The organism is Arthrobacter sp. 9V (genome assembly GCF_902506065.1).
Classification (GTDB): Bacteria; Actinomycetota; Actinomycetes; order Actinomycetales; family Micrococcaceae; genus Arthrobacter.
Genome location: NZ_LR732912.1, coordinates 1,085,606 through 1,105,842 on the forward strand (window position 1 = coordinate 1,085,606; position 20,237 = coordinate 1,105,842).

The 20,237-nt window shown below is 62.6% G+C and carries 17 protein-coding genes; 9 read left to right on the forward strand and 8 right to left on the reverse strand.

What is annotated here, in order from left to right; translation table 11 throughout:
• Nucleotides 1–38 precede the first annotated feature (38 nt).
• Nucleotides 39–1,394, forward strand: coding sequence for a 4-aminobutyrate--2-oxoglutarate transaminase (gabT, locus tag BACI9J_RS05075; protein WP_026539700.1), 1,356 nt, complete (start codon nt 39–41; stop codon nt 1,392–1,394).
• Nucleotides 1,395–1,490: 96 nt separating this feature from the next.
• On the opposite strand, the gene rarD is transcribed toward gabT, so the two are convergent.
• Nucleotides 1,491–2,576: an EamA family transporter RarD gene (gene rarD, locus BACI9J_RS05080; RefSeq protein ID WP_159733457.1), complete on the reverse strand. Its 1,086-nt coding sequence runs from the start codon at nt 2,574–2,576 to the stop codon at nt 1,491–1,493.
• A gap of 117 nt (nt 2,577–2,693) precedes the next feature.
• Between rarD and BACI9J_RS05085 the strand changes: the two genes are divergently transcribed.
• The 6 genes from BACI9J_RS05085 (at nt 2,694) to BACI9J_RS05110 (ending at nt 10,528) form a co-directional block, all read left to right on the forward strand.
• Entirely contained in the window at nt 2,694–4,148 is a 1,455-nt protein-coding gene (locus BACI9J_RS05085) for an FAD-dependent oxidoreductase (RefSeq protein ID WP_159733458.1), read from the forward strand.
• 150 nt (nt 4,149–4,298) lie between these two features.
• On the forward strand, nt 4,299–5,642 hold the full coding sequence (locus tag BACI9J_RS05090) for a GAF domain-containing protein (RefSeq protein WP_159733459.1): 1,344 nt from the start codon (nt 4,299–4,301) through the stop codon (nt 5,640–5,642).
• A gap of 110 nt (nt 5,643–5,752) precedes the next feature.
• Nucleotides 5,753–7,276 carry an acetaldehyde dehydrogenase ExaC gene (gene exaC / locus BACI9J_RS05095; protein WP_159733460.1) on the forward strand — a complete coding sequence of 508 codons (1,524 nt, stop codon included), beginning with the start codon at nt 5,753–5,755 and terminating at the stop codon, nt 7,274–7,276.
• A gap of 104 nt (nt 7,277–7,380) precedes the next feature.
• Complete coding sequence (gene adhP, locus BACI9J_RS05100; RefSeq protein ID WP_159736365.1) at nt 7,381–8,391, forward strand: alcohol dehydrogenase AdhP; 1,011 nt, start codon at nt 7,381–7,383, stop codon at nt 8,389–8,391.
• Nucleotides 8,391–8,807 carry a DUF779 domain-containing protein gene (locus BACI9J_RS05105; RefSeq protein WP_159733461.1) on the forward strand — a complete coding sequence of 139 codons (417 nt, stop codon included), beginning with the start codon at nt 8,391–8,393 and terminating at the stop codon, nt 8,805–8,807. Before adhP ends, BACI9J_RS05105 begins: the two co-directional genes overlap by 1 nt.
• Nucleotides 8,808–8,974: 167 nt before the next feature.
• The gene (locus BACI9J_RS05110; RefSeq protein WP_159733462.1) at nt 8,975–10,528 is read left to right on the forward strand and encodes an APC family permease; all 1,554 of its coding nucleotides are present in this window, start codon (nt 8,975–8,977) and stop codon (nt 10,526–10,528) included.
• A 151-nt stretch (nt 10,529–10,679) separates the two neighbouring features.
• Here BACI9J_RS05110 and BACI9J_RS05115 read toward each other — a convergent pair whose 3' ends face one another.
• From BACI9J_RS05115 to BACI9J_RS05130, 4 genes are all read right to left on the reverse strand, one after another.
• On the reverse strand, nt 10,680–11,315 hold the full coding sequence (locus BACI9J_RS05115; RefSeq protein WP_159733463.1) for a DUF2461 domain-containing protein: 636 nt from the start codon (nt 11,313–11,315) through the stop codon (nt 10,680–10,682).
• 132 nt (nt 11,316–11,447) lie between these two features.
• A complete protein-coding gene (locus tag BACI9J_RS05120) occupies nt 11,448–12,929 on the reverse strand; it encodes a catalase (protein WP_026539710.1) in 1,482 nt (493 codons plus the stop codon).
• 14 nt (nt 12,930–12,943) lie between these two features.
• A complete protein-coding gene (locus BACI9J_RS05125; protein ID WP_159733464.1) occupies nt 12,944–13,420 on the reverse strand; it encodes a Fur family transcriptional regulator in 477 nt (158 codons plus the stop codon).
• A 30-nt stretch (nt 13,421–13,450) separates the two neighbouring features.
• Nucleotides 13,451–14,227: a hypothetical protein gene (locus BACI9J_RS05130; RefSeq protein WP_159733465.1), complete on the reverse strand. Its 777-nt coding sequence runs from the start codon at nt 14,225–14,227 to the stop codon at nt 13,451–13,453.
• A gap of 92 nt (nt 14,228–14,319) precedes the next feature.
• On the opposite strand from BACI9J_RS05130, the gene BACI9J_RS05135 reads away from it, so the two are divergent.
• Nucleotides 14,320–15,591 (forward strand): MFS transporter, encoded by a 1,272-nt coding sequence (locus BACI9J_RS05135; protein ID WP_159733466.1) that lies wholly within the window; start codon nt 14,320–14,322, stop codon nt 15,589–15,591.
• Between the two features lie 120 nt (nt 15,592–15,711).
• A complete protein-coding gene (gene htpX / locus BACI9J_RS05140) occupies nt 15,712–16,581 on the forward strand; it encodes a zinc metalloprotease HtpX (protein WP_159733467.1) in 870 nt (289 codons plus the stop codon).
• A 115-nt stretch (nt 16,582–16,696) separates the two neighbouring features.
• Here the strand turns inward: htpX and efeB are convergent, their stop codons facing one another.
• The 3 genes from efeB to efeU all read right to left on the reverse strand — a co-directional run bounded on the left by efeB (nt 16,697) and on the right by efeU (nt 20,203).
• Nucleotides 16,697–18,118, reverse strand: coding sequence for an iron uptake transporter deferrochelatase/peroxidase subunit (gene efeB, locus BACI9J_RS05145; RefSeq protein ID WP_159733468.1), 1,422 nt, complete (start codon nt 18,116–18,118; stop codon nt 16,697–16,699).
• Complete coding sequence (gene efeO, locus BACI9J_RS05150; protein ID WP_159733469.1) at nt 18,115–19,287, reverse strand: iron uptake system protein EfeO; 1,173 nt, start codon at nt 19,285–19,287, stop codon at nt 18,115–18,117. Before efeO ends, efeB begins: the two co-directional genes overlap by 4 nt.
• Nucleotides 19,288–19,348: 61 nt before the next feature.
• Entirely contained in the window at nt 19,349–20,203 is an 855-nt protein-coding gene (efeU, locus tag BACI9J_RS05155; protein WP_159733470.1) for an iron uptake transporter permease EfeU, read from the reverse strand.
• Nucleotides 20,204–20,237 lie beyond the last annotated feature (34 nt).

A 20,237-nucleotide genomic window follows, 5' to 3' on the forward strand; every position in this document is an offset into this window, starting at 1 on the left:
GTACCTTCACCAGAGCTTCCCAGAAAGGCTAATTTCCCATGACTACAACCGCGAACGAACTCTCGTACCGCATCGAGCAGAAGCGCAACATCAACGGCGCCTTCCCCGGCCCCAAGTCGCAGGCACTGGCCGAGCGCCGCTCCGCCGTCGTTGCTGCCGGCGTCGCCTCCGGCGTTCCTGTCTACGTTGAAGACGCCGACGGCGGCATCATCCGCGACGTCGACGGCAACTCCTTCATTGACCTCGGCTCAGGCATCGCCGTGACCAGCGTCGGCGCGTCCGATCCCGCCGTCGTCGCCGCTGTTCAGGAAGCTGCTGCGCACTTCACGCACACTTGCTTCATGGTCACCCCGTACGAGGGCTACGTTGCAGTTGCCGAGCAGCTCAACCGCCTCACCCCGGGCGACCACGCCAAGCGCACCGTGCTCTTCAACTCCGGTGCAGAGGCTGTGGAGAACGCCGTCAAGGTTGCACGCCTGGCAACCGGCCGCGACGCCGTCGTAGCTTTTGACCACGCCTACCACGGTCGCACCAACCTGACCATGGCGCTGACTGCCAAGGCCATGCCGTACAAGACCAACTTCGGCCCGTTCGCGCCCGAGGTTTACCGCATGCCCATGAGCTACCCGTTCCGTGAAGAGAACCCGGAAATCACCGGTGCAGAGGCCGCCAAGCGTGCCATCACCATGATTGAGAAGCAGATCGGTGGCGACCAGGTTGCCGCGATCATCATTGAACCCATCCAGGGTGAAGGTGGCTTCATTGTCCCGGCCGAAGGCTTCCTGCCGGCACTGTCCGAGTGGGCCAAGGAAAAGGGCATCGTCTTCATCGCTGACGAGGTCCAGTCCGGTTTCTGCCGCACCGGCGAATGGTTCGCTGTTGACCACGAAGGTGTTGTCCCGGACATCATCACCATGGCCAAGGGCATCGCCGGCGGCCTCCCGCTGTCCGCCATCACCGGCCGCGCCGATCTCCTTGACGCCGTTCACCCGGGCGGCCTCGGCGGCACCTACGGTGGCAACCCGGTGGCATGTGCTGCAGCACTTGCAGCAATCGACACCATGGAGCAGCACGACCTCAACGGCCGCGCCCGCCACATCGAAGAGCTCGCCCTGGGCAAGCTCCGCGAACTGGCTGGCGAAGTCTCCGTGGTCGGCGACATCCGTGGCCGCGGCGCCATGCTGGCCATTGAGCTGGTCCAGCCCGGTTCCAAGGAGCCGAACGCTGAGCTCACCAAGGCCGTTGCGGCCGCTTGCCTCAAGGAAGGCGTCATCATCCTGACCTGTGGCACCTACGGCAACGTCATCCGCCTGCTCCCGCCGCTGGTCATCAGCGACGAACTGCTGATCGATGGCCTCGAGGTCCTCGCAGCGGCCATCAAGGCACACGCGTAAGCTTCACCGCTTCGCACAAGGAGGGCCGGGTTCACATCGTGAACCCGGCCCTCCTTTGCTTAACTCTCCCGGCGCGGCAGGCAGGCGGCCATGGGACTACGCTGTGGACGCCGCCTCGCGGCGGGCCTGCTTTTTGAGGACCGAGTTCTTCCGCGTTGTCCGGAGCATGTCCACAGTCAGCAGAACCAGGGCCAACCACACCACGCAGAAACCGATCCAGCGGGCCGTGGTCATGGTCTCGTTGAACACCGTCAGCGCCACAATGAACTGGAGGACGGGGGCGAAGTACTGCAGCAGGCCAATGGTCGTCATCGGCAAACGACGGGCTGAAGCGCCAAAGAAGAGCAACGGCACGGCTGTGATGATGCCGGAGGCCACCAGCAACCATAGGTGCCCCGCTCCCTGGGTGGTCAAGGTGGCAACGCCGGTGGCTCCCAGGACCACCATGGTGATGGCGGCGAAGGGCGCCAACACAACGGTCTCCACGCTGAGGCTGGTGAGGGCGTCAACCTTGGGGCCAACACGTTTCTTCACGAAGCCGTAGAGGCCAAAGCTGAACGCAAGGATCAGGGCAATCCAGGGGAGCTGGCCATAGGAGAACGTCAGAACGCCGACTGCCACAAACCCGATGCCAACTGCTGCCCACTGCAGGGGCCGCAGTTTTTCCTTGAGGACGAACACTCCCAGCAAAACTGAGACCAGGGGGTTGATGAAGTAACCCAATGACGTCTCAACGGCATGCCCTGTGGTGACGCCGAAGGTGTATGTGAGCCAGTTGATGGCAATGAGCACCGCGGCCACGGCAAGTGGGCCGAAAACAGTTCGGTCCTTCACTGCAGCGCCGAAAACCCGCCAAGCCCGCGTGATAGTGATGAGCAAAGCACAGAAGATCAAGGACCAGACGATCCGGTTGGCCACGATCTCGAGTGCACTGGCGGGCATGAGGATGAAGAAGTACAGGGGAAGCAGGCCCCACAGGCCGTACGCGCCGATGCCAAACAGGATTCCCGCCGTCGACTCGCTTCTCACAGGCTTGCCGCCCGATTTCGGCGAGCCGCCGGAACCGCCGGTACCGCCCCCGGCTGTCGTCGTTGGCTGGTTTGACGTGGGTGAGTTGGCAGCTATCTGATCCGGAGTCGACACATTGTCGCCAACACCAGCTGCCCCCGCAATATTCCGCAATCTTTGCCAATTTCTGTGACTCCTGCCATATAAGCGGTCCGGTGTTGGGCGGACATCTAGAATTGGAATCTGCGCGCCCCAACAATGGCGTGGCTCACTGCTTCGGAAGGGCTAACGGTGTCCAACTCAGCCGCAACAACCCCCAATCGTCCGCTTCGCGTTGCGATCGTCGGCGCGGGACCCGCAGGCGTGTATGCCGCGGATATCCTGACCAAATCCAACGAGGTCAAGGACGGGCATGTGGAGGTCAGCATTGATCTCTTCGAGGCGTATCCGGCGCCGTACGGCTTGATCCGCTACGGCGTGGCTCCGGATCACCCGCGGATCAAGGGCATCGTCAATGCGCTGCACAAGGTCCTGGACCGCGGCGATATCCGTTTCCTGGGCAACGTCACCTACGGCAGGGACCTCACGCTGCACGACTTCCGTGCTTTCTATGACGCCGTGATTTTCTCCACCGGGGCCATTAAGGACGCCGACCTGAACATCCCGGGCGTTGAGCTTGAGGGTTCCTTTGGCGGCGCCGATTTTGTTTCCTGGTACGACGGTCACCCGGACGTTCCCCGCGACTGGCCGCTCCATGCCAAGGAAATCGCAGTGATCGGCAACGGAAACGTGGCCTTGGATGTGGCCCGGATGCTGGTCAAGCACCCCGAGGAACTCCTGGTCACCGAGATCCCGGACAACGTCTATGCAGGGCTCAAAAAGTCGCCGGTCACTGACGTGCACGTTTTTGGGCGGCGAGGTCCTGCGCAGGTGAAGTTCACGCCGTTGGAGTTGCGGGAGTTGTCCCACTGCAAGGATGTGGACATTGTCCTGTACCCGGAGGACTTCGAGTTCGACGAAGCTTCGGATGAGGCCATCAAGTCAAACAACCAGATCAAGACCATGGTCAACACCATGACCAACTGGCTGGTGGAGGATCACGCAGAATCGGAGCAGCCTTCCTCCCGGCGACTTCACCTGCACTTCCTGCACAGCCCCGTTGAAATTCTGGACTCGCCCGAAACGCCTGGAAAAGTGTCCGGCATCAAGTTCGAGCGCATGCAACTGGATGGAACGGGCAACGTCAAAGGCACGGGGGAGTTCATCGAGTACCCGGTCCAATCTGTGTACCGTGCAATCGGCTACCACGGTTCGCCGTTGGAGGAGTTGGAGTACGACGCCCGCCGCGGCGTCATACCGAACGACGGCGGCCGCGTCCTGGATGCCGACGGCGAGCCCGTTCCGGGAATCTATGCCACAGGCTGGATCAAGCGCGGACCGGTGGGGCTGATCGGGCACACCAAGGGCGACGCCCTGGAGACCATTGGCTTCCTCCTGGAGGACAGGCTCAACCTTCCCCCGGCTGAAAACCCGGATCCGCAGGCCATTATCGACCTCCTTGAGGAACGCGGAATCGAGTACACCACCTGGGAGGGCTGGAACAGGCTCGATGCCCACGAAGCCGCCCTGGGTGCTGCATGGACCTCCGCCGGAGAGCACGGCGGCGAGGAAAACGGCAACGGTGTGGTCCGCGAGCGCATCAAGGTTGTTCCGCGTGAGGAAATGATCAGGATCTCCCGCGGCTAACCGGGGAGTTTTTGTACAGGTGATGCCCTTATGCAGCCGTTTTAGGGGCTTAAGCTGTACAAAAAGTCCGATTTCCGAACTAGACTTCACGGTACTGTCCCGCCCACCACACGTGCAGCGCACTGTTGTTGCGGACTATCAGGGAGTTCGATGAGGAATCCAATTCATCCGCCGGTTCCAAGCAGCGAGGCCGCGGAACTGTTGCAGAAGCACGCCCTCACCGGGCATGAGCGCCTGGATTCTTTGCGTCTTGGTGTGCCTGAGGACATCGCCGGGTTACGCCGGTTGGTCCGTGAGTCCTGGCAACGTTCGGCGAGCCTGCAAGCAAACCCGGATGTAGCCGAGGCACCTCTTGCCATGGACCGGGATGAGCTGGAGGAGTACCGCCGGCAGCATCCCCTGGCCACCATCATGCCTGTCATCAAGAAGCTCCTGGTTCAACCGAGCCATGACAGCGGCTTGTTGGTTGCGGTGGGCGACGACGTCGGCCGACTCCTGTGGGTTGATGGCGATCCGGTGATGCAACGCCGCGCTGAAGGCATGATGTTCGTGGCCGGTGCTGACTGGTCCGAGGCCTCTGTTGGCACCAGCGCACCCGGCACCGCGCTGGCTTTGGACCGTAGCATCCAGATCTCGGGCGCGGAACACTTCAAACGCTCCGTCCACCCCTGGAGTTGCACTGCTGTGCCCTTCCACGATCCCGATTCCGGCGCGGTACTCGGCGTTGTGGATATCACCGGCACCGAAACCGCGGTGGCCGCGCATACCCTTTCCTTGGTGGAGGCAACGGTTGCCGCGGCCCAGGCGCAGCTGCGCATTGAACGTTTGACGCTGGCCGCCGCCGTCAAGGACAAACCTCGACGCCGGAGTGCGGCCGCCGTCTCCGGTCACACGCTGTACCGGAACAGTCTGCAATTACTGGGCCGCGATCAGGCCTTGCTCAGCATCGATGGCAGGACGGTTTCTTTGTCCGCGAGGCATAGCGAGATCCTGGCCATCCTCAGCAGTCACCCGGCTGGGCTCAGTGCTGAAGATCTTTGCAGCCTGCTGTACCCCGGGGATGGTTCGGCCGTGACCCTCAGGGCGGAAATGGTGCGCCTCCGTAAAGTCATGCAGGAACTCAGCCCGGACGCTGTCCCGGAGTCCCGTCCGTACCGTTTGCCAGTGGAGCTGTTGCCGGATTCCGGCCAGGTCCTGAGTTGCCTCCAGCGCGGCGCGCACCGGATTGCCTTGGAAATCTACAAAGGTGGGCTGTTGCCGCGTTCGGAGGCGCCCGGCGTCGTGCAGTTGCGTGAGAGGGTCTCGCACCTTCTGCGGGAGGCGCTGCTCAGCGACGGGAGCGTCGAATCGCTCCTGAAGTACGCTGAGCTGCCGGAGGCGAAGTACGACGTCGATCTCCGCCTTGCCGTCCTGAAGCTGCTGCCGCCGCGCTCACCCAAGCGGGCCGCCGTCGTGGCTGACTTGGAACGGATCGAAGCGGACCTGACGTTGTGAACCATAGCGAGTGAGCTGACTCACATGGTTGCAACGTAGCTGCAACCTCCCGGCTCCTAGGCTCGGATCAATGGCGATAGCCACCGTGATTCGCAGCAAAGGAGCTAGCAATGACCGTTTACGCACAGCCGGGTGCAGAGGGCTCGAAGGTCACTTTCAAGGACCGTTACGAGAACTGGATTGGCGGCGAATGGGTTGCCCCCGTCAAGGGCGCCTACTTTGAGAACATCACTCCCGTTACGGGCAAGGCCTTCTGCGAAGTTGCCCGCGGCACCGCCGAGGACATCGAGTTGGCGTTGGACGCCGCGCACAAGGTTGCACCCTCCTGGGGCAAGACTTCTGCCACTGAACGCGCTGCGATCCTGAACAAGATCGCCGACCGCATTGACGAGAACGTGGAGCTCCTCGCAGTGGCGGAAACCTGGGACAACGGCAAGCCCGTCCGTGAGACCCTCAACGCTGACATCCCGCTGGCTGCGGACCACTTCCGCTATTTCGCCTCCGCCGTCCGTGCACAGGAAGGCCACCTCTCCCAGCTGGATGAGGACACCACTGCGTACCACTTCAAGGAACCGTTGGGCGTTGTTGGCCAGATCATCCCCTGGAACTTCCCCATCCTCATGGCCGTTTGGAAGCTGGCACCGGCGCTGGCAGCCGGCAACGCCGTAGTGCTCAAGCCTGCAGAGCAGACGCCCACATCCATCCTGGTCCTCATGGAACTCATTGGCGATCTCCTCCCGGCCGGTGTGGTGAACGTGGTCAACGGCTTTGGTGTGGAGGCGGGAAAGCCGCTCGCTTCAAGCTCCCGGATCCGCAAGATCGCCTTCACGGGTGAGACCACCACCGGACGCCTGATCAGCCAGTACGCGTCCAACAACCTCATTCCGGTCACGCTGGAACTTGGCGGTAAGAGCCCCAACATCTTCTTCGATGACGTCGCTGACCAGAACGACGCTTTCTACGACAAAGCCCAGGAGGGCTTCACGCTCTTTGCCTTCAACCAGGGCGAAGTCTGCACCTGCCCATCCCGTGCGCTGGTCCAGGAAGGCATCTACGACTCCTTCATGACCGATGTGGTGGCCAGGACCAAGAGCATCATTCAGGGCAACCCGCTGGATACCGAGACGCAGGTTGGTGCCCAGGCATCCAATGACCAGCTGGAGAAGATCCTGTCCTACATTGACATCGGAAAGCAGGAGGGCGCCAAGCTGCTCACCGGCGGTGCCCGGGCTGAGTTGTCCGGTGACCTGGCCGGCGGCTACTACGTCCAGCCCACTATTTTCGAGGGTCACAACCGGATGCGGATCTTCCAGGAGGAGATCTTCGGCCCGGTGGTGTCCGTGACCAAGTTCAGTGACTACAACGACGCAATCGGCATCGCCAACGACACCCTTTACGGGCTGGGTGCCGGCGTCTGGTCACGCAACGGAAACGTGGCCTACCGTGCAGGCCGGGAGATCCAGGCCGGCCGCGTGTGGGTCAACAACTACCACGCCTACCCGGCAGGTGCCGCCTTCGGTGGCTACAAGTCCTCAGGTATCGGCCGTGAGAACCACGCCATGATGCTGGACCACTACCAGCAGACCAAGAACCTCCTGGTCAGCTACAACGAGAACAAGCTCGGCTTCTTCTAAAAGTTCTTGTACAGCAGATGCCCCTTTGAGCCGGTTTTAGGGGCATCAGCTGTACAAAAACTCCCATCATTCGTACAGATCAAAGGAGATCGTCAATGAGCACCATGCAAGCAGCAGTAGTTACGGAATTCGGAAGCGACCTTGAGGTCAAGGAGGTGGAACGCCCGACGCCGGGTCCCGGCCAGGCGCTGGTCCGCCTCATCACCTCGGGGGTATGTCATACGGACCTGCACGCCGCCGAAGGCGACTGGCCGGTCAAGCCGACGCCCCCGTTCATTCCCGGCCATGAAGGTGTGGGCGAAGTGGTGGCTCTGGGCGAGGGCGTCACAGACGTTGAGATTGGCCAGCTGGTGGGAAATGCCTGGCTCTGGTCCGCCTGTGGAGACTGCCAGTATTGCCGTACCGGCTGGGAAACTCTCTGTGAGTCCCAGCAAAACGGTGGTTACAGCGTGGATGGTTCGTTCGGCGAGTACATGCTGGTGGATACGCGTTTTGCCGCGAGGATTCCCGAAGGTTCGGATCCCGTGGAAGTTGCGCCGGTACTGTGTGCCGGGGTCACTGTTTACAAGGGCCTGAAGATGACTGAGACCAGGCCGGGACAGTGGGTCACCATCTCCGGCATCGGCGGACTGGGGCACATCGCTGTCCAGTACGCCGTGGCCATGGGGCTGCGGGTGGTGGCTGTGGACATTGCCGATGACAAGCTGGCACTGGCCCGGGAGCACGGCGCCGAGCTCACGGTCAACGCTCTGCATGAAGATCCGGCGGAGGTCATCCAGCGTGAAACGGGCGGCTGCCACGGTGTCCTGGTGACCGCGGTCCACCCATCGGCGTTCGGGCAGGCAATCGGCATGGCGCGTCGTGGTGGAACCATCGTGTTCAACGGCTTGCCCCCGGGAGATTTCCCGGCGCCCATCTTCGAGATCGTCCTGAAGGGCCTCACGGTCCGCGGCTCGATCGTGGGAACGCGGCAGGACCTCGAAGAAGCGCTGGAGTTCTACGCCCAGGGGAAGATCAAGCCAACGGTCTCCACCCGGGAGCTCCACGAAGTCAACGCAGTCCTTGACGAGATGAAGCACGCCAAGATCGACGGCCGTGTGGTGCTGAAGTTCTGATGCACAACATCAGCGTGGAAGCTGCGGTGACGCTGCCCGGGGAAGACTTTTCCCGGGTGGCGCTCACCGCGGTGTCCGTGGAACTCCTCCGGAAGCTCTGGGAGCAGCACGGGCCGCTCATGTTCCACCAGTCCGGTGGTTGCTGCGATGGCTCTGCGCCCATGTGTTACCCGGCGGGGGAGTTTCTCACCGGTGACTCCGACGTCCTCTTGGGCCGCTTCGATATCGGAACCGGCGGGGAGCCACAGCCCCTCGAGTTTTGGATGTCCAAAGAACAGTTCAATTATTGGTCCCACACTCATCTAACGGTTGACGTGGTCCCTGGACGCGGTAGTGGATTCTCGGTGGAGTCACCCGAGGGCAAGCGGTTCCTTATCCGTTCCACCCTCATGGACTGGGACGTACCCAGCGTTTAGGGGTAGTCGACTGGTGTGACGAGGCTAACCGGCCTTCGTCCCACCAGTCACACCCGTCACGGCGTTTCGTGGTTCGTCTCACTATCTGGGATAAATATGGCCGTCCATTGGCCGGACACTATTCTTGATGAGTCCTATACCACCCCCCTCCAGAATGTGGCATTTTTATGAACATTTTCAGGACCAAGCCGATCGAGCAGTCGATCGCCGATGCCGACGAGCCCGGGCGCAAGCTGAAGCGAAGCCTCAGTACCTGGGACTTGATGATCATGGGCGTCGCCGTTGCCGTCGGCGCCGGGATTTTCTCCGTCGGTGCCAAAGCTGCTGCAAACTTTGCCGGCCCCGCCGTCACCATCTCCTTTGCCATCGCCGCCGTCACCTGTGCCTTGGCCATCATGTGCTACGCCGAATTCGCCACCGCGATCCCGGTTGCGGGCTCGGCCTACGTCTTTACGTATGCCACCATGGGCGAGGTCCTGGCATGGATCATCGGCTGGAACCTCATCCTTGAACTCTTCACCGCCGCAGCCGTGATCGCCAAGTACTGGGGCATCTACCTCAGCACGGTCTTTGGGCTGATGGGCGTGGAGATGCCGCCGTCAATCCAGGTGGCCGGTGTTGACCTCTACTGGGGTGCGTTCCTCATTGTTGCCATCTTCACCGTGCTGCTGGTGCTGGGGACAAAGTTGTCCGCCCGCGTCGGCAACGTCTTCACCCTGATCAAGATCGCCGTGGTGCTCTTCGTGATCGTTGTGGGCTTCAGCTACGTGAAGTTCTCCAACTACACCCCCTTCATTCCTGCCTCCCAGCCCACCGACTCCGGTGCCGCGGACGTTATGAAGCAGTCGTTCTTCGGCTTCCTCACCGGTGCCGCTCCGGCGCAGTACGGAACTCTGGGTGTCTTCGCCGGTGCAGCCTTGGTGTTCTTTGCCTTCATCGGCTTTGACGTGGTGGCAACCTCGGCAGAAGAGGTGAAGAACCCGCAGAAGACGCTGCCCCGCGGTATCTTCGGTGGCCTCGCAGTGGTCACGTTGCTCTACATCCTCGTCTCCCTGGCCCTGACCGGCATGGTCTCCTACACGCAATTGGCCGAGGTGAAGAACCCCACCCTGACCACAGCTTTCGAGGCCGTGGGCAATACGGACGCTGCCAAGATCATCGCGTTCGGTTCCCTGGTGGGCCTGACCACCGTGATCATGGTGCTGCTCATGGGCCTGTCCCGTGTGGTCCTTGCCATGAGCCGCGACGGACTCCTGCCACGCTCACTGTCCAAAACCAGCGAAAAGCGCTCCACGCCGGCCCGTCTGCAGATCATCTGTGGTGCGGCTGTGGCCGTGGTGGCGGGCGTAACCAAGGTGGATCTGCTCGAAGAAATGATCAACATCGGAACGCTCTCGGCGTTTGTGATGGTGAGCCTGGGCATCCTGGTGCTGCGGAAGAAGCGTCCGGACCTGAAACCGGCCTTCCGTGTGCCGTTCGGAAAGGTTCTGCCGTGGGTTTCCGCAGTACTCTGCTTCTACCTCATGACCAACCTCGCCGTTGAAACCTGGATCTTCTTCGCAATCTGGCTGGTCATTGGCATGGGCATCTACTTCGCCTACGGCCAGCGTCATTCCCGGCTGAATGAGAAGTTCGCCGCGGCCAAGGCCTCTGTTAACAGCACGCCCGAGAGCCGCCAGAGCAAGGGCGACGAGGACGAAGATACCTTTACCAAGGTATAGACCAATGCGAGCAGCTTGTCTGACAGCTGGCTGATCTCGTGGTAGTAGCGGTCTGATTAGCTCCAAGGGCGTCCGGGAACCATAGGTTTCCGGGCGCTTTTGCGTGCTGCCCGCCAGCGCCGGCGAAACGTCTCAGCAGGGCCAGCGTCAGCTACGGCGCTGCATGCTCACCAACCCACTCCACCAGCGGCCTCAGGACTTCCCAGCGGGCCGCAACCTCGTCCTTGGCTGCAGGAGTGGAAAGCCAATCGGGTTGACCCACCTCCACGCCGGCTGACAGCGACTTGTGCTTGAGCAGTTCCGCCCGCGGATGGTCCTTATCGAAGCCCCGCGGAACGGTCTTGAGCTTTTCGCCTTGAATGGTGAAACCTGCCCCCGCCACTGCATCCACAATATTCCGGAGCTCCAATCCACTCTCGGGAGCATCTACCGCAGCGCGGAAACGTGCCAGTTGGGCAGGCGTGTGGGAATGGTACCCGCCGCCGATCAGCAGGCCGTCGGCACTGATCTGGAGATAGAATCCCACCCCCTCCTGGCCGGCAGCGAAAGCCCCTTGGGCTGTCTTGTAGGGAGACTTGTCCTGGGAGAACCTGACGTCCCTGTTGGGCCGGAAAATCTTGGCCGGCCCGAACTCAGGCTCCAGCTCCGAAAGGAGCGCAACCAGCGGTTCCTTCACCTCGGCGTCGTACGTGGCTTTATGCTCCAGCCACCATTCACGGTTGTTGTTCTCTTCAAGCTCGGCGTAGAAATGGAACGCTGCAGCCGGGATACCTTCGAATGTGCTCATACAAGGATCCTAGGGACGGCAACGCCACCCCAGCCATAGCCGGGGTGAGCTATGTGGAAAACAAAAAGAACACCCCGCCGCGGAGAGAATCCGCAACGGGGTGTTCCAGGAAATGCTGTAGAGCAAAGACGCTTAGAGCTTGTTGGCTGCTTCGGCGTCGGACTCGGTCTGACCTGCACCGAGGTTGGCGCGGAGCTTGGCACCAAGCTCGGAGTCAACGTTGGTCCAGTACTGGATGGCGCGTTCCTTGATGTCGGCGTTCTTCACGCCGCCAACGGCACCGGTGATGGTGTCCAGGAGGCGGGCCTTGGCAGCGTCATCGTAAACCTCGCGGTACAGGGTACCGGCCTGGCCGAAGTCGTCGTCCTCAGCGTGCAGGGTGTGGGCGGAGAGGGTGAGCTCGCCGTCGTTCTCCCAACCACCGGCAGGCGACGTGGGCTCAACAGCAGCCGGGCCACCAACAGAGTTCGGTGCGTAGACCGGGGTGGAGGGGGAGTTGAACAGGAAACGACCCTGGCCATCCTGGCTGTAGTTGTTCACCTGGTTCTTGGGCTGGTTCACCGGGATCTGTGCGTGGTTGGTGCCCACGCGGTAGCGGTGTGCGTCTGCGTAGGAGAAGATGCGGGCCTGCAGCATCTTGTCCGGGGAAGCAGCAATGCCCGGCACGAAGTTCGACGGCGCGAAGGTGGCCTGCTCGATCTGCGCGAAGTAGTTCTCCGGGTTCTTGTTCAGCTCCATGGTGCCCACGTGGATCAGCGGGTAGTCAGAGTGCGGCCAGACCTTGGTGAGGTCGAACGGGTTGAAGCGGTACGTCTTGGCATCCTCGTAAGGCATGACCTGGACGTGCAGCTCCCAGGAGGGGAAGTTGCCGTCGGCAATGTTCTCCTGGAGGTCGCGGATGTAGAAGTCAGCGTCCGAGCCGGCAAGCTGCTCAGCCTGGTCGCCCGTGATGGTCTTGACGCCCTGGTTGGACTTGAAGTGGTACTTGACCCAGAAACGCTCACCGGCGGCGTTGATCCACTGGTAGGTGTGCGAGCCGTAGCCCTGCATTTCACGCCAGGAAGCCGGGAGGCCGCGGTCGCCCATGAGCCAGGTGACCTGGTGGGCGGACTCGGGGGAGAGGGTCCAGAAGTCCCACTGCATGTCAGCGTCACGCAGGTGGCTGCCCGGGAGGCGCTTCTGGGAGTGGATGAAGTCCGGGAACTTGATGCCGTCGCGGATGAAGAAGACGGGGGTGTTGTTGCCAACGAGGTCGTAGTTGCCCTCGGAGGTGTAGAACTTCACGGCGAAACCGCGGGGGTCACGCCAGGTATCGGGAGAACCGTTCTCGCCCGCAACGGAGGAGAAACGGATCAGCATGTCCGTCTCGACGCCCGGCTGCAGGAAAGCTGCCTTGGTGTAGGCAGAAACGTCCGAGGTGGTCTTGAACGTACCGAATGCGCCGCCACCCTTGGCGTGTACTACACGCTCCGGGACCCGCTCGCGGTTGAACTGCGCGAGCTTCTCCACCAGGTAGTGATCGGTGAGGATGATGGCACCGTCAGCGCCGACGGACTTCGAGTGCGCGTCGGAGGTTACGGGGGCACCTGACTGAGTTGTTGAAATGGCAGTCATTGTTCTCCTTTTTCTTATTTCTGAGTTACGGAAGTTACGGGAAGCTGTTGTTTGGACTGGCAGTCCTGGCAGATGCCTTGGTACAGGACATCTGCGATCTGGATGGTCATGGGCTTGGAATTTTCGTCCCAATGCGGGGTGAGACAGGGTGCGTGGCCCACGGCGCAATCCACATCTTCCACCTTGCCGCAGCTGATGCAGACGGCGTGATGGTGGTTGTCGCCCACCCGGGTTTCATAGAGCGCCGGGGAGTGCGGAGGTTCAAAGCGGCGCAGCATCTGCAAGTCCGTGAGGTCGCTGAGCACCACGTAAACGGACTGCGCCGTCAGTTCAGGGAGCTCTTTGCGGGCAGCGGCAAGGATGCCTTCTGCCGGGGAATGTGGATGGTGCTGAACAGCGGCGAGCACTGCCAGCCGCTGTTTGGTCACACGCCGGCCATGGGCATGCAGGGCTGCTGCCCATCCTGCTTGCTCGGCGGTGTGATCTGTCATGCATTCATTGAAACACTTATTTTGAGGAGTTCACAATAAGGCAAGGCTAACTTCCGGTGAACGGAGCAAAACCTCCAGCGGATTGACCGTCTCAGCGGCGGACCGGCCCAAGGCATGAACCCGCAGGCGTGCACCCGCTGTCTCCGATTCCAAGGCCAGGCAACTGAAACCGCTCAGGCCCCCGCTGAGGGGAAGCCCAGCCAACGCAGCGCCCATGGCCAGCAGTTCCGCCGCGAAGATTTCACGCACCGATGCCACAGCCCGAACGGGTTCGATCACTGTATGGCGGGGTCCCGCCTCAAACGCCCGCACCAGCGAACCAAGGGCAGTTGAAGGCCCGACGGCGTCGCCTGCCTCAGGTCCGGAACTCACGGCGGCCTCGGGCCGCCTTCGCCGCAGCGCCTCCCGCAGGGCGGCATCGGTTGCTTCCAGGTGGTGTTCAGGCTCCCCGAGGCGACGGTGGGCCGGCAGCGAAAGCTGAGCTCCCGGCGTCGTGGTTTCTCCGCTCCAGCGCCCAAACAGATGGAAGGTGGGTGTTGAAGACTCAGCCACGGGCTCGCCTATCGCGGAGCCGAGCGGGTGCCACTGGTGGGCGAACATCACGGCATAGCGGGTCGCCCCCAGGACATCGTGGAGGGCGGCGCGTACAAGGTTGTGGCAGAAGAGCCAGTCGGACGCTGAGGGCTGCGCGAACTCGATGGAGGGATCAGACAGCCTGATCAGAATGTGCCCGGCCGTGAGGGGATGACGGGGCCGGGCGATTTCCCAAAAACCCGAACGGTACAGCAAACGTCGCTCCAAGCCCATGTCAACTCCTTCCCCCGGCTGAGCCTACCAAGCAGTTCCCACAGCCAGGGAGAGTTGCGGGAGCTTGCCGCAATGCTCGTTAAGGTAGGACGGTGGCGAAACTACTGGCAGACATCACCCCATTGAAGGAAAGCCCCGCATTTCGGCGACTCTGGCTGGGGGCCTCGGTGGCTGCGATCGGGACCCAACTCACCCTGGTAGCTGTCAGCCTGGAGGTTTACCGGCTCACGCAGGAGAGCTTCTACGTAGGCCTCCTGGGCATCTTTGCACTGGTTCCACTGGTCATTGCCGGGCTCTATGGGGGTTCCGTTTCCGATGCGTACGATCGCCGCAAAGTTGCCCTCATTGCCTCTCTGGTCCTATGGGTCACCACGGCCGCACTGGCTTTGCAGGCGTGGCTGGGAATCGGCAACATCTGGCTCCTCTACGCGCTGGTGGCCGTCCAAAGCGGCGCCCAAGGCATCAACGGCCCGGCCCGCAGCGCCATCATCCCCCTCTTGGTCCGTAAGGATCTGCTGCCGGCAGCCAACGCCCTGAGCATGCTGACCTTTGGCCTGTCCATGACTGCGGGGCCACTCCTGGCGGGCGTCCTTGTGGCCACCATCGGCTTCGGCTGGACCTACACCATTGACGTCATCAGCTTCACGTTCGCACTATGGGGGCTCTTCAAACTCCCGCCCCTGCCGCCGTCCAAGGATGCCGTGCGGCCAGGACTCCGCTCGGTGGTGGAGGGCTTCCGCTTCTTGGGGACACGTCCAAATGTTCGCATGACGTTCATCATCGATCTCATCGCCATGATCTGCGCCCAACCCCGGGCTTTGATGCCTGCAATCGGGGCGGTGATGATTGGCGGCGGCGAAACCACCGTGGGCGTGCTGCTCGCGTCCACGGCCGTGGGGGCTTTCCTTGCCGGGCTGTTTTCCGGGCCCTTGGGGAGGGTCCGCAAGCAGGGCAGCGCCGTAGTGTGGTCAGTGATTGGCTGGGGCGCTTCCATTGCCGGCTTTGGGCTTGTGGTCCTGCTGGCGGGGGATTCAGGGCGCGACGGCGTCACGGCCTGGCTGATCCCGGCTGCCTTGTGCTGTGCCCTCGCCGGGATCTCGGACTCGATCAGCGCTGTCTTCCGCACCACCATCCTGCAATCAGCCACGCCGGACCACATGCGGGGCCGGCTCCAGGGGGTGTTCATTGTGGTGGTGGCCGGAGGGCCCCGGGTGGGGGACATGCTGGCCGGCGGTGTCGCCCGGTTCCTGAGTGAAGGAGGGGTGTTGCTCCTTGGCGGACTTCTTTGCATTGTCCTCGCTTGGGTGGCTTCACGAATGCAGCCCGGATTCGTGGCATACGACGCCAAACACCCGTTGCCCTGAGCTTGCCGGGCATCCGCCGGGCCCGCGCCGACGTAGGCTGACAACGGAACATGGCGGGCGTCGTCGGCGTTAATCCGTACAGAACCGCCACAAAAGCCGAGGAAAGCGACCTGAACAACCGTGCATAAACACAACAATGGACTCAAGACCGCGGCGCTCTTCGGTGTGCTGTGGGCGGTGTTGTTGGGTTTGGGCGCCATAATCGCGGCCGGAACGCGCAGCACCACGCCCATCTGGATCATGGCGCTGATCGGCGTTGGGACCACTGCCTATGGCTACTGGAACAGCGACAAGATTGCCATCCGGTCCATGGCTGCCTATCCGGTCACCGAGGCGCAGGCACCGCAGCTGTACCAGATTGTTCGGGAGCTGTCCGTGCGTGCCAACAAGCCAATGCCGCGGATCTACCTTACACCCACCATGACGCCCAACGCCTTCGCCACCGGGCGCAACCCCAAGAACGCTGCCGTGTGCTGCACCGAAGGCATCCTTCACCTGCTGGATGCCCGCGAACTTAGGGGCGTCCTGGGGCACGAGCTGATGCACGTGTACAACCGCGACATCCTCACGTCGTCAGTAGCGGCGGCCGTTGCCGGCGTGATTACCTCCGTGGGGCAGATGTTGCTGATTTTCGGCAGCGGGGACCGGCGCAACGCCAACCCCTTGGCCACCATAGCGATGGCCCTCTTGGCGCCCTTCGCTGCGTCACTGATTCAGATGGCCATCTCACGCACCCGCGAATTCGACGCCGATGAGGACGGGGCGGAGCTCACCGCGGACCCGCTGGCGCTCGCCTCAGCCCTGCGCAAAATTGAATCCGGCGTCACCCAGCTGCCGCTCCCGCAGGACCAGCGGCTGGTCAACGCCTCACACCTGATGATCGCCAACCCCTTCCGCGGCGGCGGCATGCGGCGGATGTTCTCCACGCACCCGCCCATGAAGGAACGGATCAGCAGACTGGAACGGATGGCCGGGCGCCCGCTTTCCTGAGCTCCATATTCCTGAGCCGCTCAGCAGGTCGGTTACCCGCTGTTCCGTTGCGGGCCATCAACTGAGGTGGCCATCAACGGAACAGCGGCTCCACAACGTAGTTGCCGGCCCAAGGCTAGGAGAACAACCCTTCGCCGATGAAACCGCCCGCCTGGACACCCGGCGGAACCGCGAAGAGGCCCGAGCCGGTGTGCTTCAAGTACTCCACGGACAGGGTGTCACCCTTGGCCAGGGCCAGCTGCATGGGGACATAGTGGGTCCGGGGATCCTTCACGAAGGCAATGAAGAACAGCCCGGCGTCGAGGTGTCCCAGCCCATCCGAGCCGTCGGTGAAGTTGTAACCACGGCGCAGCATCCTCACGCCGCCGTTTTGGTCCGGGTGGGCGAGTCGCATGTGTGAGTCCATGGGAATGAGCGGATCTCCATTGCGGCCCGCCAAGGAGAAATCGGGTGTGCTGAACTCTTCCCCACCGGACAGCGGCGCGCCAACCCCCTTGGTGCGGCCGATCAGCCCTTCCTGTTCGCGCAGTGACGTCCGGTCCCAGATTTCTATGTGCATCTGAATCCTGCGGGCCACCAGGTAGCTACCGCCGGTCATCCAGGCTTCCTTTGCGGCGCCCGCTCCTACCCACACGTGCTCATCAAGCAGTGCGTTGTCTTCGACCTTGAGGTTGTTGGTGCCGTCCTTGAACCCGAACAGGTTCCGGGGAGTCACCTGTGCCCGGGACGTGGAGGAAGTTCGCCCGAAGCCCAGCTGGGACCACCGGACCCGGACTTTGCCAAAGCCGATCCTTGCAAGGTTCCGGATGGCGTGGACTGCCACTTGGGGGTCGTCAGCGCAGGCTTGGATGACGATGTCGCCACCTGTGCGGCCCGGTTGCAGATCGTCTCCAGGAAAGTGCGGGAGATCGATCAGGGCTTCCGGACGGCGACCCTCCAGGCCGAAGCGCGCCTTCCCGTCCTTCTCGAACAGTCCGGCACCAAAACCGAAAGTCAGCGTCAATTTTGCAGCCGCAAGATCCAAAGCTTCGCCGGTGTCCTCGGGCGGAGCATCGTACGGACCGTCCACAGCGCCCGTGGTGCCGGTGGGCACCCCGGTGGTCATGGCCTGTGCCGCTGAAGTCCACTCCTTGAGGAGCTTGATGAGTTCCTTGCGGTCCTCGGTGGTGACGTCAAAAGCGGCCATGTGCAGGCGATCCTGGGCCGGAGTGGTGATGCCGGCCTGGTGGTCGCCAAAGAACGGAACCACTGCTTCGCCGGCCTCGGTGTCCGGCGTGGATGCAGCGGCGGCGGACAGTGCGTCATGCCCCAGGAATCCTGCAGCCAGGCCGGCAACCGCGCCCGCGCCGCCCACTCCCGCGAGCGAGAGCAGGCCACGGCGGGAGACACCTTTGCGGCGGCTTTCAGCGGCAGCGGCCGCACCGCCGTCGTCGGCTTCCCGTGAGGTCACGACGGCGGCAGCCTCACCGGGAGCGCCGTCCCGCCCGCGGTCATGCTCAGCGGGCTCACCGGTGTGCCCGAAAGGGCAGCCGCTCACAGCACCACGGCTGAGGTGAGCTTGGAGAGGGGCTCACCCAGCGAGTCGACCAAAGCTGCGAGCTGCTGGACCTGGTCCTGGCTCAGCTCGTTGTAGTAAACAAAACCGTCGCCCTTGGCGTGCTTCTTGAGCTCGGTTTGAAGGGCCGTGAACTTCTCGTCCAAGGACGTGGCCAGCTCGGCGTCTTTCTGCTCCAGCGCCGGCCTCAGGTTCTCAAAGGCGATGCGTGCGCCGTCAACGTTGGCCTGGAAATCCCAAAGGTCGGTGTGGGACCAGATTTCCTCTTCGCCCGTGACCTTGCCGGTGGCAACCTCGTCCAAGAGCTCCTTGGCGCCGTTGCCGAGCTTGTCCGGGGTCAGTTCAACCGTGCGGGTGCGGGTAACAAGGTCTTCAGTGTCTGCTACCAGTTGCGTGGAGATGGCCGTACGCTCGGCCGGCGTCATGGCGGTGTACTCAGCCGGCGGGAAGAGATCCTTCTCGGCGCGGTGCCAGCCCGTCCATTCCTGTCCTGGCTCAAGATCCGCCTCGCGTGCATCCAACTTGGGGTCGAGGTCGCCGAAAGATTCAGCTACGGGTTCGATCCGCTCCCAGTGCATGCGGGTGGAGGCATAAAGCTCACGGGCTTTGGCGGCGTCACCTGCGGCGAACGCCTCGGCGAAGGCCTTGGTCCCCACAATGAGCTGCTCCGTCTGATCCTTGACGTAGGCGGCGTACTGCTGGGAGCCGTTGTCCAGGAGCTTCTGGAGGTCCGCGTCGACGCTGGGCTTGTTGCCGGACTCGGTGACCTCGAACGAAGCACGTATGCCATCGCCCTGCATGCCCGGCTTGCAGGCCGTGTTGTACTTGCCGGCAGGAGCAGTGACCACCAGGTTCCGGGTGATGCCGGGGCCGATGTTCTCCACTTCGCCCAGAATCCGCAGGCCATCCTCGGCCAGCAGGTAAAACTCGGTCACCTCGGTGCCTTCGTTCTTCACAGCGAAAGTGAGGTTGCCGCTCGACGCTGTGCCTGTGGACACCTTGCACTCGTTGGCGGTGCTGCTGACCTGGATGGGGCCGTCCGCGGCACCTGTGGCCTTTGCGTTGTCAGTGCAGCCTGAAAGTGCCAGCGGCACGGCCGCGGCTGCGCCGATGACGGCAAGGGTCCTGCGAAGTTTGGGGGATCCGAGCATGGTGGGTCCTTATGTTGAGGGAGTGGCGTGACGGGAGGTACCCGGAAAGACAGTGGTGGTCCTATGCCTGCGTAGCGACAGCGGGGACGGGGACGGTGCTGGAAACTTTGGGAGGTGACGAACGGTTGGCCCGGATGTAAAGGAACAGCACCGGGACCACGTACAGCAGCCAGGCGGCGGCCTCGAGCCACGTAGTTGCGGGGGAGAAGTTCAGGGTGCCCTTGAGCAACGTGCCGTACCAGGACGACGGCGGGACGGCGCCGGAGACGTCGAAGGCCAGGTTGTTCAGGCCAGGCAGGATTCCGGCTTCCTGGAGATCATGAATGCCGTATGCCAGAACGCCACCGGCAATGATGATCAGTCCTACTCCGGTCCACGTGAAGAACCGGCCAAGGTTCACCTTAAGCACACCCCGGTGCAGCAGGTACCCCAAGCCGGCTGCCGTAACCAGTCCCAACAGCGCACCGAGTAGGGGGAGCGTAGTTTCGCCCGTGGCCTGGGCAGCGGCCCAAATAAAGAGTGCGGTTTCCAGGCCTTCGCGGCCCACGGCCAGTGCCGCCACCACCACAAGGCCCCAGGCGGCGCCGTCGGCAGCTTTGTCTACTTGCGAGCGGAGTTCACCGCCGAGGCTGCGCGCGGTACGGGCCATCCAGAAGACCATCCAGGTGACCAGTGCGACGGCCACAATGGACAGGCCGCCGCCGATCGCTTCCTGGGCCTCGAACGTCAGGCCGCGGGGGCCGAACGTCAGCGCTGCGCCGAAACCAAGCGAAATGGCAATTGCCAGGCCCACACCCATCCATACACGGGGGATCAGGTGTCGTCGGCCAGTCTTGATGAGGTAGGCCATCAGGAGGACCACGATCAGTGATGCCTCGAGGCCTTCGCGCAGGCCGATCAGGTAATTGGCGGTCATGGGTTTTCTTTCGCTAAGGGGAGGCGTACTTAGG

Excerpts from the sequence above, each read along its gene's own strand:
- gabT (WP_026539700.1), top strand. The coding sequence starts at position 39 with ATGACTACAACCGCGAACGAACTCTCGTACCGCATCGAGCAGAAGCGC.
- BACI9J_RS05090 (WP_159733459.1), top strand. The coding sequence starts at position 4,299 with ATGAGGAATCCAATTCATCCGCCGGTTCCAAGCAGCGAGGCCGCGGAA.
- exaC (WP_159733460.1), top strand. The coding sequence starts at position 5,753 with ATGACCGTTTACGCACAGCCGGGTGCAGAGGGCTCGAAGGTCACTTTC.
- adhP (WP_159736365.1), top strand. The coding sequence starts at position 7,381 with ATGCAAGCAGCAGTAGTTACGGAATTCGGAAGCGACCTTGAGGTCAAG.
- BACI9J_RS05105 (WP_159733461.1), top strand. The coding sequence starts at position 8,391 with ATGCACAACATCAGCGTGGAAGCTGCGGTGACGCTGCCCGGGGAAGAC.
- BACI9J_RS05110 (WP_159733462.1), top strand. The coding sequence starts at position 8,975 with ATGAACATTTTCAGGACCAAGCCGATCGAGCAGTCGATCGCCGATGCC.
- BACI9J_RS05115 (WP_159733463.1), bottom strand. The coding sequence starts at position 11,315 with ATGAGCACATTCGAAGGTATCCCGGCTGCAGCGTTCCATTTCTACGCC.
- BACI9J_RS05120 (WP_026539710.1), bottom strand. The coding sequence starts at position 12,929 with ATGACTGCCATTTCAACAACTCAGTCAGGTGCCCCCGTAACCTCCGAC.
- BACI9J_RS05125 (WP_159733464.1), bottom strand. The coding sequence starts at position 13,420 with ATGACAGATCACACCGCCGAGCAAGCAGGATGGGCAGCAGCCCTGCAT.
- BACI9J_RS05130 (WP_159733465.1), bottom strand. The coding sequence starts at position 14,227 with ATGGGCTTGGAGCGACGTTTGCTGTACCGTTCGGGTTTTTGGGAAATC.
- efeO (WP_159733469.1), bottom strand. The coding sequence starts at position 19,287 with ATGCTCGGATCCCCCAAACTTCGCAGGACCCTTGCCGTCATCGGCGCA.
- efeU (WP_159733470.1), bottom strand. The coding sequence starts at position 20,203 with ATGACCGCCAATTACCTGATCGGCCTGCGCGAAGGCCTCGAGGCATCA.